This is a genomic window from Amycolatopsis sp. A133 (assembly GCF_031082405.1).
Lineage (GTDB): Bacteria > Actinomycetota > Actinomycetes > Mycobacteriales > Pseudonocardiaceae > Amycolatopsis.
This window is the reverse complement of the sequence record NZ_JAVHJU010000002.1, coordinates 1-15,097: the sequence shown is the minus strand read 5'-3', so window position 1 is coordinate 15,097 and position 15,097 is coordinate 1. Positions and strand designations below refer to the sequence as shown.

Below are 15,097 nucleotides of genomic sequence, written 5' to 3'. Positions count from 1 at the left end.
ATGTTATGATATCGGTATCAATGAGTGACGTAAGTGTTATATCTTATTCGCGGACGGCAGCGCGCTGGTTAAAAAAGCTCTTGCTCGACGGAGTGCGCATGTCGATCTCTGAAACCGATGTCCGCGAATGCCCTGGCGTGAGATGTGTAGGTTCGTTCGCGCTCGTGTCAGGGCGTGCCCGATGAGTTTCATGGACGCGTCGCTGGGTCCGAAGTGGAGCTGAGAGCTTCCGGGCCGAGATGCGGCAATGGGATCCATGGATCGACGATGAAATTGCGCATTCGCCGCGCCGAAACGATCGCGGGGTTGATCGAAGCGCGGACTTCGGGTGACCTGAACCTCTGTTGTGCAGACCCGGCAAGGCACCTCCAGTCGGTGATCCGGTGGAGCGTGTGGGGTTGGAGCCACGGGCGCACGGTGCCGGTGATCGGTTCGGTGCCCCACCCGCTCGCGGAAGGTACGCCGGCGGCGAGCCGGGCTCCTTCACCGCTGAGACGCCGCAGCTGGTTCCGGTCGCGGGTGACCTTGACCGGGGTACCCCCAACGGCGGTGACCTGCGCGGCGTTGGTGTCATCGTTGACGGCGACCTGCAAGCTGCCGGTCGGTTCGTCGAGCCGGGCGCCCGGCTCCGGTCATCAAATCAACGCCGGCAGCGGGTGGGGCGAGACGTTCGGCGGCGGATTGTGCGACAAGGCAAGCGCGGGCCAGGACGGGGGGGAGTTCCAGATCACGGCTCAGGGCTTCGTCCATCGCAACGGGGTGCGGAACCGCCCGGGGCCGGGGCAGGTGCGGAATCGCCGTGGTCAACAGGGTCTGAGCAGGAGCGAGGTGCGGTCGTGCCCCGACAAACGTGCTCTGTCGGCTGGCAGCGACGCCGAGAGTGCTCGGTTGGGCGGCCGAGGCGATGTCGGCGCAGAGGGCAGGCCGTAGACGATGTGGGACCAGATCCAGGAGATAGTTTCGTCGGCGCCGGCCGTACTCGACGACGGTCCGAGCCGCGGGAAGGCCGGGAGTCTCTCGGTGCTGCTGGAATGTGTTCTGTGTGAAGCACTCCGAAGGCCCCGCACCGAGCCGGTGCGGGGCCTCCGGCGTCTTGCGGTTCGGTTCAGCAGCGCCCGTAGGCGTCCGCCCGATCGTTGGTGCCGGCGGGCATCGTTCCGCGCGAGCGGCCCGGGGCCAGCGTGTCGAGGAGGATCGTGTTGCCGTTGTCGTACAGGCAGTACTGGTACGACGTCTTGTTGGCCCAGCTGCTGACCCCGTCGTGGTCGCCCGGGTTGAGCGAGCGGAACGACACGGCCGGGTAGGCCGTCGGCGCGTACGCGAAGTTGCCCGCCGTCCACATGCAGACGCGTCCGCTCGGGCAGTCGCCCAGCGAGTCGACGTGGAGCGGGGACAGGGTGCCGGCTGACGCCGTCGGGACGACCGCTCCGGCGAGCATCGCCGCTCCGGACAACGTGAGCGAGAGCCTGGTGAAAGTTCGGCGCATGGTGGTTCCCTCCATAACCGTTGACGGGCGCGGTACACGGAGGCTTGAACCGGCTTGCGGTCCGGGAAGCCGCTTCCCCTCCCCGGGGAAGCGGCCTACCCCCCGTGTGTGCGCCCCTTGCGCCGGGAAGTCTGCGGCTGGTCGTCGTCCCGTGGTTGGGGCATGTCCGCCATCCTGCGAATCGTGTCCCCGCTCAGCCCGTAGTGGCTGAGGAACGCCTGCCGGAGCGTCTCCGCCGACCGGAACCCGCACCGGCGGGCGACCGCGGCGAGGGACAGTTCGCTGCCCCGCACCAAGTGCGCGGCGGCCTCGGTCCGCGCTTCGCGCACGGCGCGAGCCGGGGTGATGCCCAGCTGGCGCGTGAAAAGCCGGTTCAGGTGGCGGGTGCTGATCCCGGCCCGTGCGGCCAGCGCCGACGGGCTCAGGTCCTCGGGGAGGTGGGCGCTGACGTAGCCCAGCAGGTCGCCGACGACCCGGTCGCCCGGCGGCGGCGCGAGGAACGTGCTGATCTGGGCCTGGTCCGCCGGGCGGTGCAGGTAGGTGACCAGTTCCCGCGCCACCTCGCGGGCCAGCGTGGGGCCGTGGTCGTCTTCGATCAGGGCCAGCGTGAGGTCGAGCGCACTCGTGACGCCGGCGGAGGTGTAGACGTTGCCGTCGCGGACGTAAAGCGGCGCGAGGTCCACGGTGACGTCGGGGAACACCGACGCCATGAGCTCGCCGTACCCCCAGTGCGTGGTGGCTCGCCGCCCGTCGAGCAGTCCCGCCGCCGCGAGCACGAAGGCCCCGGTGCACACCGAGGCGATCCGCCGGCTCCGGGGAGCCAGCCGCCGCACCTGCGTCAGCAGCGCGTCGTCGGCCATGGCGGCTTCGGTCCCGTGACCGCCGACGATCAGCAACGTGTCGATCCGGCCGGTGACGGAGGCGAGCCGCCGGGCCCCGGTCAACCCGATCCCGGACGAGCTGCGCACGGGCTTCCCGCTGACGGTGGCGAGTTCGATGGTGTACGGCGGCCCGGCGCCGTGGCTGTTCGCGATCTCGAGCGACGCGCTCGGACAGGCGACGTCGAGGATCTGCGCATCGTCGTAGGCGACGACCAGCACCCGCCGGTTCCCGGTGACTGCAGTGTTCACGTCCGAGGCCCCCTCGCCCGGTAGGACGGTCGGCTGTTCGCCGGTTCACTGCCAGTGTCGCGCAGACGTCGAGTTTCGGGGAGGCAACCCGGCGACCGGTAGCGAGACGACCGAAAGCGGCCCACTGTCCACAGTGGAATTGCTGCTGAAGGCTTTCTCCGCAGGTAGTGGACAAAAGCGGGACAATTCACCGTAAGGTCGCCGGATTCGGGCATCATCCACACGATCGGGTGGGGTGGGTGCCGGTAGCCTCGTCGTCAGTTGCCGTGCGTGGCGGCGGGAGGAGGCGATCGGTGGTGGCCGACGGTGCGGCCGAGCCCGCAGATCTCGCCGGTGCCGGGACCGAGGCGGGGAGCCGGCGGGTGACCGCGGCGTCGCTCGTCCGGATGGTCGTGGCGCTGGGGCTGCCGGACGCGGACCCGTACCCCGTTGTCGCCGCGCTTGCCCGGCAGTGTGCGGAACTGGCGACGTTCGGCACGCCGGGGGATCTGCGGCCGGTCGAGGTGCCCGACGCTGCCGGCAGGCTGCTGTACAACGGCGTGGCCGTCACCACGGCCCTGGCGCACGCCCACCACGACCTGGTCGCCGTTCCGGTGCTGACGCGGCTCGTCCTGCGGATGTTCGACCTCGGCCGCGTTACGGCCGTTCCGGGGGAGCACCTGCGGGTGGCGGTCCGGGAGCCCCGGCTCGAGCCCGGCGACTGGCGACGGCGGCAGTGGGAACAGGCGCGGGAAGACCTGACCGAGACCCAGTTCGACGCCTTCGCCGGGCTGCTGCGGGACGACGTCCGCCTCGGTGCCGAGCGGTTCGTCTCGGTGCCGCTGCCCGGAACCGACGGGGAGCCCGGAGAGGACGGCCACCGCCCGCCGACCGTGTTCGTCTCCTACGCCCACGACTCACCGGCGCACAAGGACCAGGTCCGCCGGTTCGCCGAACTCCTCCGGGACAGCGGCGCCGAAGTCGTTCTCGACCAGTGGGTGCCCCCGGGGCGGCAGGACTGGGGGACCTGGGCGGTCCGGGCCATCGTGCGCTGCGACTTCACGATCGTCATCGCGTCACCGGACTACAAGCGGGCCGCCGACGACCTCGACGATTCCCTCCGGAACCCGGGCGTCCAGTCGGAAGCGGCGGTCATCCGCGACGAGCTGCACGGCGACCGGCCGCGGTGGAAGCGCAAGCTGCTGCCGGTGGTGCTGCCCGGGCACACGAAGGCCGAAATCCCCTACTTCCTGCAACCCCATTCCGCGGACCGGTACCACGTCGGCTCCCTCGACGCGGACGGGATCGCGGACCTGATGGCCGTCCTGACCGCCGGCCACGCCGACCGGATCACCCCGCCCGCCGGGGCGCCGCTGCCGGACGACGACGAGGTCTCGCAAGTCTCCGGCACGACGAGGATGACCGCGTACAACTACGGCACCGGCCGGGTCTTCCAGGCCGGGCGCGATCAGCACATCACCGGGGCGTGATGGCGCACGACGACGGGGAAACCGGCGCGGGCCCGCACCTCGAGGCGCACCACCACGGCCCGGGCTCGATTCACCAGGCCGGCCGGGACCAGCACATCCACTACCCGCAGGGGACGCGGCGCACGACGTCCGGCGGGCCACCGCCCGAGTGCCCCTACCCCGGCTTGTCCCCGTTCCGGCCGGACCAGGCCAAGTGGTTCTTCGGCCGGGACCAGCTCGTCGCGGAGCTGGTCGGCCGGCTCGACCGGCGCCGGGACGGCGGCGGGATCCAGCTCGTCCTCGCGCCCTCGGGGGCCGGGAAGTCGTCGCTCCTCGGCGCCGGCCTGGTGCCCCGGCTCCGGCAGGCCGCGCTGCCGGGTTCGCACGCGTGGCCCACGCTTTTCCTGACCCCCACCGCCGAACCCCTGGACGCGCTGTTGTCGCGGCTGGCGGCGGAAACCGGCACCGACCGGGCGACGCTGCAGGAGCGGCTCCTGGCCGGTGCCGAAGCCGGCCTGGACTCCTTGATCGCGGATTTGCGGACCACGATCCGCGCGCAGCACCCGGACGCCCGGCTCGTGGTGATCGTCGACCAGTTCGAGGAGCTGTTCGACGCCTGCGAAGACGAGGCGCAGCGCAGGACGTTCCTCGGCTTCCTCGCCCGGGCGGCGGACGGAGCCGCGGACGGCGGCCGCTCGGCCTGGTCGTCCTCGGTGTCCGCGCGGATCTCTACGAGCAGCTCTCGAGCCGTCCGCAACTGCGCCCCGCGCTGGAGGACGCGCCGCTGATCGTCGGCCCGCTGTCGGCGACGCAGCTGCGCGAGGCGATCGTCAACCCCGCGCTCGACGTCGGCCTCGAGCTGGAAAACGGGCTGGTCGACGTGCTGCTCGGCGACCTCGGCGTGGTCGCGGGCCCCGGCACGGACGCGCCGGTCCGGTACGAGGCCGGCCGGCTGCCGTTCCTCGCGCACGCGCTGCGCGGCACCTGGCGGGAACGCCACGGATCCACAATGACCGTCGAGGGGTACCGGAAGACCGGCGGTATCCGGCACGCCATCGCCACGACCGCCGACAAAATCTTCGCCGGCTTGAACAAGCGCGACCGGCTGCTGGCGAAGGCCGTGTTCCTGCGCCTGATCAAGGTGAGCGGCGACAGCGATCCCACCCGGCGCCGCCTGCCCCAGGCGGAGCTGACCGGCTCGTTCGCGCAACCGCCTGCCGCGACGGCGGTGATGAACGCGTTCGTCGACGCCCGCCTGCTCACCCGGCAGCAGGACACCGTGCAGATCACCCACGACGTGCTCCTGCACAGCTGGCCGGAACTGGAGCAGTGGCTCGAGGAGGACCCCACCGGTCACCTCACGCGGCAGGAGGTCGAAGAAGCCGCCACGGCTTGGGACCGTGGTGGCCGGGAGCCTTCCCGCCTGTACCGGGGCGACGCACTGCGGACGGCGCTGGAGTGGGCGACGGACACCGCCGGCGAGCGGCCCGAAGCCCGCTACCGCTTCGAACTGAGCTCGACCGGCGCGCAGTTCCTGGACGCGTCGCGGCGCCACGAGCAGCGCACCAGGAAGATCCGGCGGGCGACGGTCGTCTCGCTGGCGTTGCTGGTGGTGATCGCCTCGATCGCCGGGCTCCTCGCGTGGCGGACGAGCGTGGCGAACGAACGGCAGCTGCACACGCAGGGGTCGCACATGCTCGGCCGCGCCTCGCGCGACGAAGCCGAGCCGGTCCGGTCCCTCCAGCTCGCCTTGGCCGCGTGGCACAACGACAACGGCACGCAGGAAGCGTACGAGGCGCTCTTCCGGCAGTACCTGGCGATGGGTTCGGTCGACCACATCGACCACGACGTCGCCGGCGGCACGAAGCTCCCCGGGTGGACTTTCTCCGCCGACGGCGGCACCGCCGCGATGGCGAGCCGGACCGCCGGCGGGGGAACCCGGCTCGTCGTCCAGACCGGACTGCTCGGCCCGGCGCCGAGCTCCCGGACGATCGCCGAAGGCAGCGTGGGCTCGTTCGCGATCAGCCGGGACGGCAAGACGATCGCGTTCGTCGGCCCATCGGGTTCCCTGAACTTGTGGACCGGCGGCGGTGACCCACGGCCGTTCACGCCGGCCGGGGCGACCGCGCCCTACCGGACGATGGCCGACTCCCTGCGCATCTCACCCGACAACAGGTACCTGCTGCTGTGGGCGCGGCCCCGGGCCGAGCTCAACCCCAAGTGGCCCACCCCGCTCGCCGTGGTGGACCTGACGGCCCGGCGGGTCGTCTACGAACGGCACGACGACCTCCCGCCGGGGTTCGACGCGACGTTCGGGGCCGGATCCGACACCTTCGTCGAGGTGGCTCCGGCGCCGTCCACTCCCGTTTTCACCGAACCGCAGCCCCTGCCGGGCGCGGTGATCCGGATCGCCACCGGGGAGAAGATCCGCGGCCTGCCGGCCGGGGCGCTCCCGGCCGAAAACGGCGCCACCGTGGTGACGTGCGACCTGCACGGGACCGTGCACGTCGTCGCCGTCGCGACCGGTGCGGACAAGTACGTCATCCCGTCCTTCCCGTGTCCGGACCCGGTCCTCGACCGAAGCGGGCGCTACCTTTTCGGGTTCGACGGCAGCACCGCCGACCCCTACCGGGCGGGGATCGCCGTCGACCTGGTGACGCGCAAGCACTACCTCTTCCGCGCACCCGCGATCCCGGAGCAGACCGCTTTTGTGGCGACGGCGGCGCCGGACCACAACGGCGACCTGCTGATCCGCCGGCAGGCGGGGAAGTCGGTGCTCACCCTGCGGGCGCCCGAGGTGCCTGACAGCACGGTCGACGGCGGACGGCCGGACCCCACCGGCCGGTACGCCCTCCGGGCCGCCGGCGAGCGGCACGAGCTGGTGGACCTCGCCGACGGTGCCGTCCTCGGCGCTCATTCCGGCGACTTCACCTCGGCCGCCTTCACCGCGGACGGGAACCACGTCGTCGCCGTCCGCGGCGCGGAGATCGCGGTGTTCGACACGCCGTACTTCACGCCACGGCGGACGATCCGGCTGCCGGCCGCCGCGTCGCCGTGTGTCTCCGGCGAGAGCACGCTGCTCACCCCGCAGGACCGGGAGCTGGCGCTGGTCTGCGGGCCGTTCCTCCACCGCTGGGACGCCGGTACCGGGGCCGCGCTGGGGGAACCGGTGCCGTTCGGCACGAAGCCGGACGTGGTTCTGGTCCGGCCGGGCCATCCGCACGAGGTCGTCACCGTGCAGGCGGATGTGCTGCGGATCCGGGACGTCGAACGCCGGCTCGTCGTGAAGACCGTTCCGCTCGGGTTCGCCGTGGCGGAGGGCACCTCGAGCTCGGCGGTGATCGACACCGCGGGGGCGAAGATCGCGATCCTGTCGCCCGAAGGCGGGCCGGCGGTGTGGGATCTCGAGAGCGGAGCCAGGATCGCCGGACCGGTCCCGGTCCCGGGGCATCTCGTCGCTTTCGGCCGCGGGGACACCGTTCTCGCGGAGGGCTGGCCCGATGTCACCGCTTGGGACTTCGCCCGCGGCTTCGTCAGCACCGTGCGGATCACTTCCGACCCGTCGGTCGCCGGCAGCTTGCGCGTTGAGGGAGACACCCTTGTGGTCGACACCAGGACCGCGCCTTTTGCGGTGACCCTGAACCCGGACACGTGGTTCGCGGAACTCTGCCGAGCCGTCGGCCGTCCGCTGGCTGCCGAGGAGATCACCAAGGTTTCGCCGGGTGCGCTCACCGACCTGCCTTGTGCGTGACGGACTCCGGGCTGTTCGTCGCCGGGTCCGTGGCTACCAGCGCCGCTGAGCCGGTTCTCGCGGGAGGGTCTCCGGTCCCGGCTCGTCCGACCGGCGCACCGGGCGTTCCCCGCGCGAGGTCAGGGCGGTGAGGACGAAGTCGGCCACCGATTCGGGCTGGTGCTGCTGCCGGCCCGGCAGCTCGGCGACGGTCCGCAGCTCGCGGGACGGGCCGTCCTCCGCGGCGAGCTGCCAGCCTTCGCCGGGGGTCCAGCGCAGCAGGTAGTCGCTCGATTCGCGGTCGGCGGTGAGGCCCGCGAGCCGGATCTGCCCGCCCGCGAAGTCGCCGGTGTGCGAGCGCGTGTCCTCGGGCTGCAGCCCGAGTTCCGCGGCCACGGCCTGCATGTGCGCGGCCGTGGACGGTTCGTGGTCGGTCATGGCCCGCCTCCTGTCGCCGGGGGGTGGCTACCCGCGGCGGCGGGGCGGGAAACGCCGGACCCGGCGAGGACTGCGCCTCCCGGAAATCCCCGGCGAATCGGGCCGGAGCGTCCACTGTGGACACCGGAGGGGGCTTGACACGCGGTCGCGGTCATTCATACATTCATTGTCTCTTTGTATGAATGACGGGAGTTGATCCGCATGCGGCTCGGCAAGACCGCCGTCGTCCTCGGTGGCAGCGCCGCCGGTCTGTGCGCCGCCGGCGCGCTCGCCCCCCACTTCGACCGCGTGCTGGTGCTGGAACGCGACGAACTGCCCGCCGGGGCCGAGCACCGCCGCGGCGTGCCGCAGAGCAAGCACCCGCACTTCCTGCTGAACTCGGGCCGCCGCGCGATCGGGGCGCTGTTCCCCGGGTTCGAGGACGACCTCATCGCGGCGGGCGGGCTGCTGCTGATGCCGTCCATGGATGCCGCCTACCTCGACGGGCCGGGCTGGTCGGCCCGCAAGCGCAGCGCCATGACGATGGTCTACGGCTCGCGGATCCTCATCGAACGGGTGCTGCGGGACAAGGTGCGCGAGCTGGCCAACGTCGTCGTCCGCGAAGGGGTCGCGGTGCGTGGGCTCACCACGGAAGACGGGGAGATCACCGGGGTCGGCTTCACCGCCTCCGACGGCGAGGAGCACGTCGACGCCGACTTCGTGGTGGACGCGATGGGCCGCGGTTCCCCGGTCGCCGGCTGGCTGGCGGCGGCCGGCTGGCCCGAACCCGAGGTGCAGACGCTCGACGCCAAAGTCACCTACACCTCGCGCTGGTACGACCTGCCCGCCGAACGCCCCGCGTCGTGGTGGTGGCGGCACCTGGTGATCATGCCGACGCCGGACAAGGGCGAACACCCCGCCGAGCACGAGTTCCTGGTCAACTTCTTCCCGATCGAAGGCAACCGCGTCATCGCCTGCATGGGGTCGTGGGGACTGGAGATGCCCAGCAGCACCGACGCGTTCGTCGAAACGGCGCGCCGGGTGCGGACGCCGTTGTTCGCCGCCGCGATGGACCGGTGCGCCCCCGCGTCGCCGGTGCACCTCACCCGCTCGACCGGCAACAAGTGGCGGCGCTACGACCGCCTGCGCACCCCGCCGCGGCGGCTGGTGTTCGTCGGCGACTCGATCTGCGCGTTCAACCCCTTCTACGCCCAGGGGATCAGCTCCGCGTCGGCCTCGGCGCTGCTGCTGCGCGAGCACCTGTCCCGCGCCGGGCGGCTCGACGCGAAGTTCTCCTCGAGCTTCTACGCGGCACAACGCGCGTTGCTGCGCGTGCCGTGGTCCCTGGCGATGGCCAGGGACCAGGGCTACGCGTGTGCGGTGGGCACCGAGAAACTGCCCGAGTGGCGGCGGCGCATCGTCGCGGCCGTGTCGGCTCCGGCGTTCAGTCTCATCGTCGGCGCCGCCCGCGAAGACGAGGTGGTCGACGAGCACTTCGCGAAGGTGTTCAACCTCGACGAGCCGCTGGGGGAGATGCTGCGCAACCCGCGGGTGCTCGCGGGGCTGGTGCGCTACCGCGTCCGCGCGGCGCTGGGCCGCCACCGGGTTCCGTCCGGGTTCGACCCCCAGGCCGAGCCGCCGGCCACCGACTACTCGCCGGCCACGGCGACCGCGCGATGAGCGCGGCGTGCGGGCCGGACGCCGAAGCCGTCACCCGCGGCCTCGGTTTCGACTGCCACGACGTCTCGCCGGTGGTTTCGCTCCGCCCGCCGTGGGCGCCGACCCACTGGACGATGCCGCTGCTGGAGGTGCTGATCGTCGCCGGCGCGGTGTTCGCGCTGGTGCACGCGCTCCGCCGTCGCCGCGAGGGCGATCCGGTGAACCTGGCGCTGTGGTGCGCCTCGCTGGTCTACCTCTTCGTGACCGAGCCGCCGCTGTACTTCCCGGAGTGGTTCGGCCTCGACCGGCTCTACGGCTTCATCTTCGCCCACAACCGGTTCACCGTGCAGTTCATGGCGGACCGGTTGCCGCTCTACATCGTGGCGTTCTACCCGGTGATCAGCCAGCTCGCCTACGAGGTCGTGCGCTCGCTCGGGATCTTCCGGCGGGGTGCGCTGACCGGTTCCGTGGCCGTGGCCTTCGTCTGCCAGGTGTTCTACGAAGTCTTCGACCACCTCGGCCCGCAGCTGAAGTGGTGGGCCTGGAACCCGGGCAACACCGTCGTGAACCACCCGGCGCTCGCGTCGGTGCCGATGACCAGCATGGTGCTGTTCGCTTCGGTTTCGATGGCCGCCATGACGTACCTGGTCGTGCGCCTCACCGGCGGCCCGGTGCCGCGCCGCGGGTGGCCGCTGGTGCTGCGGACGCTGCTGGCGGGCGTCCTCACCCCGCCGGCCATGGCGATCGCCGGGATCCCGTCGGGGCTCGCCGGCGAGCACACCACCGCGCGGGCCTGGATCCTCGGCGCCGAGCTGGCGCTGATCTGGCTGGCCGGCGCCGGGATCGCCGGGTCCGCCCTGCGGTCTCCCCGCCGCGAGCCCTTGTCCGCGTTCACGCGGTGGTACCCGGCCGCCTACCTGGGCGCGCTGGCGGTGTTCTGGATCGGTGCCCTCCCGGCCTACTTCGCCGCGCACGACGGCGTCACCGCGGACGGCACCCCGATCGGCAGCGGGCTCTACGCGCTCGCCTGCTTCGCCGCGGCCGGGCTGCTGCTGATCGCGCTGTTCCGGAAGAACCCCGGGGCACCTGCCCCCGGCTGAGCTCGCCGGCTCGGGGAAGATGGACCACATGGGGCACCACGGATGGCAGGGCAACCCGCCCGGCACCGAAGACGAGGCACGCCGCCGGATCGTCGAAGCCGCAACGGCGTGCCTCGACCGCGCCGGCCTGGCCAAGACGAGCCTCTCCGACGTCGCCGCCGAGGCGGGCGTCACCCGGCAGACCGTCTACCGCTACTTCCCGGGGCTGAAGGACATCCTGCGGGCGGTCGCGCTGGCCGGCGTCGAGGAGTTCGCCGGGCGGATGGCACGGCACCTCGCGGCATCGGGCAGTGCCGCCGAAGCCGCCGTGGAGTCCGTGGTGTTCGCCGTCCGGGCGATCCCCGGCGAGCCGCACATGGGACTGCTCCTGCAGGCGGGCGAAGCCGACTACTTCACCGACGGCGTCCTGTCCCCGCTCGCGTTTTCGTTCGGCGCGGGGATCCTGCGCAACGTGCCGGTGGACTGGGCGGCCGCCGGGATCACCACCGAGGCGGAGCTGCAGGGGCTCGCCGAGGTCCTGATGCGGCTCTTCCTGTCGTTCCTGCAGTACCCGTCGACGCCGCCGCACACCGATGACGAGCTGCGGGCGCTGGTCCGCCGCTGGATCGGGCCGGCGCTGCGCTCCTGATTCTCGCTCTGGGTGCTCCCGCGGTCGCGCTCAGGTTTTGCGGAAAGGCCCGGCGGAATGCGCTGACAATTCCTGACAACGCGGGATGTGTGATGCCGCCCACGCGCGGCCCGGAATGCCGGGCCCGGCATCGGCGGCGAGGGGTGCGCCCTCGCCGCCGGGCGGCCGGCTACCGTGATCTTTCCCCAGTGATCTCCCGGCCACCGCGTTACTTCTTGGCGGCGGCGACCCTCTTGCGCGGGGCGCGCTTGCGCGGCGGCGCCGCGGGCGCCTCGGCCTCTTCGACCTGGGCCTGCTCGTAGGCGGCGATCACCTCGGAGGACAGGCGTCCCCGCTCGGAGACCTCGTAGCCGTTCGCGTTGGCCCAGGCGCGGATCTGCTGGTTGCGCTCGCGGTCGGTCGTGCTGGTCGTGGTCGACTGCCCGGTGGCGACGCGGACCTTGCGGCCGCCGATGCGCCGGCCGGCCGCGATGAAGCGGGCCAGTTCGTCGCGCAGGGCGGTGGCGTTCTCGTCCGAAAGGTCGATTTCGTAGGTGACGCCGTCGAGGCCGAACTGAACGGTCTGGGCGGCGGTGGTGCCGTCGATGTCGTCCAGGATCTCGACGAGGACTTTCTGGGCCACGTGAATGCTCCTCAGCTGGATGTGCGTCCGGGGAACGCGACATGTGACAAGTTGCACAATGGTCGGCGTTCTTCGGTGGAGTGTATCCACCCGGGGAGAGGTACGGCAATTTCCTGTCGACAACGCGGAACGGCGGCGGCCCGGGTGGTCCTGATAGGACCGGGCCGCCGCCGGAGTTCCGGGCGGAAAGGCCGCGACCCGGGCGGAACGCCGGCGAGGCGGCATTACCGGCGCAAATCTAGGTACCCGAGGGCGTGGAACCCTGTTCACCGTGGTGGTAGGGCGGATCGGTCGCCAGCGCCTCGTCGGCGGCGCCTTCGGCGGGATCGGCCAGGTGCGCCTCCTCGGCCGCTTCTTTGGCTTCTTTGATGAGCCGGCGGCTGTGGGCGAGGTCCGCTTCGGGATCGCCGGGCCGGTTTTCGTTCCCCGTCATCACCACTCCTTGCCGAGGGTCGTTTCCGTCTTCGACGGCTACCCGCGCAGCCGCGAAGGCAACCGTCGGGGGAGCGGGGAAACCGCCTTGGCGTGCGTTCACCCCAACGAGTGGCCTAGAACAGGCGGGGGAATTGCCGGGGGTGGGTGCCGGTGACCGGGACCGGTTCCGAAGTGCTTCGCGGAGGGGAAGGGAAGCGGTAGTGGTGGTTCTTTGCCGGGCGGGGTGCGATGTCCGCGTGGCGGCGCCGGTGAGCTCGTTGCGCTGGAAACGGTGTTAAGCGGGGCTGTGTCCTTGGGGGCGGCGCCGGTGAGCTTTGCCGGGAAACTGCGTTGAGCCGGGCGATGTCCGCGAGGTGGCGCCGTTGCGCTGGAAACGGTGTTGAGCCGGGCTGTGTCCCTGTGGGCGGTGCCGGCGGCTCGAAACGTGTCGAGCCCCGGCGGGGCCTTCCCTCGCCGGGCCGGCGTCCCGCCATCGGCTGTCCGCACAGCAGCCGCCGGGCGCACCGCGTGGGAAAGCGCCGGCGGCGGCGTTCAAGCGGCCCCAGAGCGGTCGGCACCCGATCGGCACTCCGGCGCTCCACATTTCCCCCGCAGGCCGGGAGCGGCGGCCTCAGCCCTACCCCCGGACGCCGGAAGGGCCCCGCACCAGCCGGTGCGGGGCCCTTCCGGGAGTGAACCCTGGTTACTACTTCTTCTTGGCCGCCGACGTGCGCTTGGCCGGGGCCTTGGCTGCCGTGGTTTTCTTCGCCGCGGCGGTCTTGGTCGCGGCCGCCGGCTTGGCGGCGGCGGTCTTGGCCCGCGTGGTGGTCGCCTTCGCCGTGGTGGCCTTGGCCGCCGTCGTCTTGGACGCGGCGGTCTTCGGGGCCGCCTTGGTGGCGGTGGTGGCCTTGGCGGCCGGCTTCGCCGCGGTGGCGCGGGTCCGCGTGGTGGTCGAGCGCGTGGTGGCCGGCTTGGCCGCCGCCGCACGGGTGGTGCGGGTCGTCGTCGCCTTGGCCGGCGCAGCGGTGGCGGCGGCCTTGGTGGCGGTCGCCCGCGTGCTGGTGGCCGCGCTGGCGCGCTTGACCGGCGTCGCCTTGGGCAGCTTCTTGGTGCCGGAGATGACGTCCTTGAAGGTGGTGCCGGCGCGGAAGGCGGGCACGTTGGTCTTCTTGACCTTCACGGCCTCACCGGTGCGCGGGTTGCGGGCGGTGCGAGCGGCGCGGGCGCGCTTCTCGAACACCCCGAAGCCGGTGATGTTGACCTTTTCGCCCTTGTTGACCGTCCGGATGATGATGTCCACCAGACCGTCAACGGCCTGCGAAGCCACCTTCTTGTCGCCCAGACGCTCCGACAGCGCCTCGATCAGCTGGGCCTTGTTCGTCATTCCAGTCCTCCATAGTGGAACTACTAGTACACGGCCCATCTCGGCCGACACTGCACACGGTATTACCAATACCGCACAAAATCCAACCGGGGGTCGAAATATTTCCTTGTACGGGGGCGGGTTCCGCCTCCGGAAGGCCCTCCCCCGGACGCCGCCCGGAGCGCGGCCCGGACCCCCGGCACGGCTCTGAACAGGCAAAACCCGGTTCCGGAGCCGTCCACAGTGGTCGTCCATATAGGACCCGAGGCCCTTCCGGAGAACTTTTCCCGCGACACGCCGGAGCGGGCGTCCCGGCGGGTGGCCGAGGCCACCCCCGGCCCGATCCCGCGCAGCGGGCGGGGATCGCGGGCCGGCCCGACAGGCCCGAGTCAGGGGTGCCGGGGCGCCGCAGTGGTCCCCGGGAGAGCCAGCCACCCGACCGCATAGGTCTCCTTCACCGCGACCTCGACCGGGCGGAACGCGCCGGAGTCGATCGTGGGGCACTGCCGCACCACCTCGTCGTAGAACCAAGCGGAAGTGACCATGACCAGCGGTCCCGCGGCAGCCAACGCGGCCTTGACCGGCGGTGCCGCGAGGAGCCGGAACGCGTGATTGATCGACGGCGCAGTAACTCCGTACTCGTCGCGGACGATCTCTCCGGCGTGCAGAGCCATCCGCAGACCGAGCTGCTCTTCCGGTGGGTGCAGATCGTTGTGGCGCCGCAGGCGGTCGGTCAGCGCGCGAGGGAGTGAGTCTGCGAGGGCACTCTTGGGGATCTCGGGAGGGACGAGCACCAGTACGCCGTCGCCGCAGTCGATGTGCTGACAGGCCTGCCAGGGCACTCGTGCCACGCCGAAGGCCTGCTGCAGGGCCTGGTAGAGCGCCTGCCGCAGGACCAGCCGGTGAGGGCTGGTCCTGCGGCTGTCCCCGTACCCCGCGACGTCGACGGCCACGATCGACCGGTGGACAGCCTGGTACGCCCAGGGTTCCCCGGGCCTCGTCACCGGCCTTCGGCTCACTCAGATCACCTCCTCCGCGGCCAGGACCTTTCTCAGCCGCGCGAGGGCGCGGTGCTGGGCGACGCGGACGGCGCCGGGGGT

At 71.7% G+C, this 15,097-nt stretch carries 13 protein-coding genes and 1 pseudogene; 6 read left to right on the top strand and 8 right to left on the bottom strand.

The window, feature by feature from the left end; genetic code table 11:
- Positions 1-1,105: 1,105 nt before the first annotated feature.
- Positions 1,106-1,486, bottom strand: a complete 381-nt coding sequence (locus Q5425_RS01950; protein ID WP_308670306.1) for a peptidase inhibitor family I36 protein — start codon at positions 1,484-1,486, stop codon at positions 1,106-1,108.
- Between the two features lie 95 nt (positions 1,487-1,581).
- Positions 1,582-2,616, bottom strand: a complete 1,035-nt coding sequence (locus Q5425_RS01945) for a GlxA family transcriptional regulator (protein ID WP_396135115.1) — start codon at positions 2,614-2,616, stop codon at positions 1,582-1,584.
- Between the two features lie 293 nt (positions 2,617-2,909).
- Here Q5425_RS01945 and Q5425_RS01940 point away from each other — a divergent pair, with 293 nt between their 5' ends.
- The 3 genes from Q5425_RS01940 to Q5425_RS01930 are packed head-to-tail and all read left to right on the top strand — an operon-like array spanning position 2,910 to position 7,815.
- Positions 2,910-4,085: a toll/interleukin-1 receptor domain-containing protein gene (locus Q5425_RS01940; protein WP_308670305.1), complete on the top strand. Its 1,176-nt coding sequence runs from the start codon at positions 2,910-2,912 to the stop codon at positions 4,083-4,085.
- Positions 4,085-4,852: an ATP-binding protein gene (locus Q5425_RS01935; protein ID WP_308670304.1), complete on the top strand. Its 768-nt coding sequence runs from the start codon at positions 4,085-4,087 to the stop codon at positions 4,850-4,852. The genes Q5425_RS01940 and Q5425_RS01935 overlap by 1 nt, the downstream gene beginning before the upstream one ends.
- Positions 4,765-7,815 (top strand): hypothetical protein, encoded by a 3,051-nt coding sequence (locus Q5425_RS01930; RefSeq protein ID WP_396135118.1) that lies wholly within the window; start codon positions 4,765-4,767, stop codon positions 7,813-7,815. Before Q5425_RS01935 ends, Q5425_RS01930 begins: the two co-directional genes overlap by 88 nt.
- A gap of 33 nt (positions 7,816-7,848) precedes the next feature.
- Here Q5425_RS01930 and Q5425_RS01925 read toward each other — a convergent pair whose 3' ends face one another.
- Positions 7,849-8,232 carry a DUF6292 family protein gene (locus tag Q5425_RS01925; RefSeq protein WP_308670302.1) on the bottom strand — a complete coding sequence of 128 codons (384 nt, stop codon included), beginning with the start codon at positions 8,230-8,232 and terminating at the stop codon, positions 7,849-7,851.
- Positions 8,233-8,433: 201 nt separating this feature from the next.
- On the opposite strand from Q5425_RS01925, the gene Q5425_RS01920 reads away from it, so the two are divergent.
- The 3 genes from Q5425_RS01920 to Q5425_RS01910 are packed head-to-tail and all read left to right on the top strand — an operon-like array spanning position 8,434 to position 11,598.
- Positions 8,434-9,891 carry an FAD-dependent monooxygenase gene (locus Q5425_RS01920; RefSeq protein WP_308670301.1) on the top strand — a complete coding sequence of 486 codons (1,458 nt, stop codon included), beginning with the start codon at positions 8,434-8,436 and terminating at the stop codon, positions 9,889-9,891.
- Positions 9,888-10,970, top strand: coding sequence for a hypothetical protein (locus Q5425_RS01915; protein WP_308670300.1), 1,083 nt, complete (start codon positions 9,888-9,890; stop codon positions 10,968-10,970). The genes Q5425_RS01920 and Q5425_RS01915 overlap by 4 nt, the downstream gene beginning before the upstream one ends.
- A gap of 28 nt (positions 10,971-10,998) precedes the next feature.
- Entirely contained in the window at positions 10,999-11,598 is a 600-nt protein-coding gene (locus tag Q5425_RS01910) for a TetR/AcrR family transcriptional regulator (protein ID WP_308670299.1), read from the top strand.
- Between the two features lie 208 nt (positions 11,599-11,806).
- On the opposite strand, the gene Q5425_RS01905 is transcribed toward Q5425_RS01910, so the two are convergent.
- The 5 genes and pseudogenes from Q5425_RS01905 to Q5425_RS01885 all read right to left on the bottom strand — a co-directional run.
- Entirely contained in the window at positions 11,807-12,220 is a 414-nt protein-coding gene (locus Q5425_RS01905; protein ID WP_308670298.1) for an Lsr2 family protein, read from the bottom strand.
- Positions 12,221-12,458: 238 nt separating this feature from the next.
- A complete protein-coding gene (locus Q5425_RS01900; protein WP_308670297.1) occupies positions 12,459-12,653 on the bottom strand; it encodes a hypothetical protein in 195 nt (64 codons plus the stop codon).
- A gap of 687 nt (positions 12,654-13,340) precedes the next feature.
- A complete protein-coding gene (locus tag Q5425_RS01895) occupies positions 13,341-14,018 on the bottom strand; it encodes an HU family DNA-binding protein (protein ID WP_308670296.1) in 678 nt (225 codons plus the stop codon).
- A gap of 368 nt (positions 14,019-14,386) precedes the next feature.
- Positions 14,387-14,950, bottom strand: a complete 564-nt coding sequence (locus tag Q5425_RS01890; RefSeq protein ID WP_308670295.1) for a hypothetical protein — start codon at positions 14,948-14,950, stop codon at positions 14,387-14,389.
- Positions 14,951-15,016: 66 nt separating this feature from the next.
- Positions 15,017-15,097: pseudogene (locus Q5425_RS01885) on the bottom strand (RNA polymerase subunit sigma); the annotation flags it as partial.

Coding starts and splice junctions, on each gene's coding strand:
- Q5425_RS01935 (WP_308670304.1), top strand. CDS start 4,085: ATGGCGCACGACGACGGGGAAACCGGCGCGGGCCCGCACCTCGAGGCG.
- Q5425_RS01950 (WP_308670306.1), bottom strand. CDS start 1,486: ATGCGCCGAACTTTCACCAGGCTCTCGCTCACGTTGTCCGGAGCGGCG.
- Q5425_RS01925 (WP_308670302.1), bottom strand. CDS start 8,232: ATGACCGACCACGAACCGTCCACGGCCGCGCACATGCAGGCCGTGGCC.
- Q5425_RS01915 (WP_308670300.1), top strand. CDS start 9,888: ATGAGCGCGGCGTGCGGGCCGGACGCCGAAGCCGTCACCCGCGGCCTC.
- Q5425_RS01900 (WP_308670297.1), bottom strand. CDS start 12,653: ATGACGGGGAACGAAAACCGGCCCGGCGATCCCGAAGCGGACCTCGCC.
- Q5425_RS01920 (WP_308670301.1), top strand. CDS start 8,434: ATGCGGCTCGGCAAGACCGCCGTCGTCCTCGGTGGCAGCGCCGCCGGT.
- Q5425_RS01895 (WP_308670296.1), bottom strand. CDS start 14,018: ATGACGAACAAGGCCCAGCTGATCGAGGCGCTGTCGGAGCGTCTGGGC.
- Q5425_RS01910 (WP_308670299.1), top strand. CDS start 10,999: ATGGGGCACCACGGATGGCAGGGCAACCCGCCCGGCACCGAAGACGAG.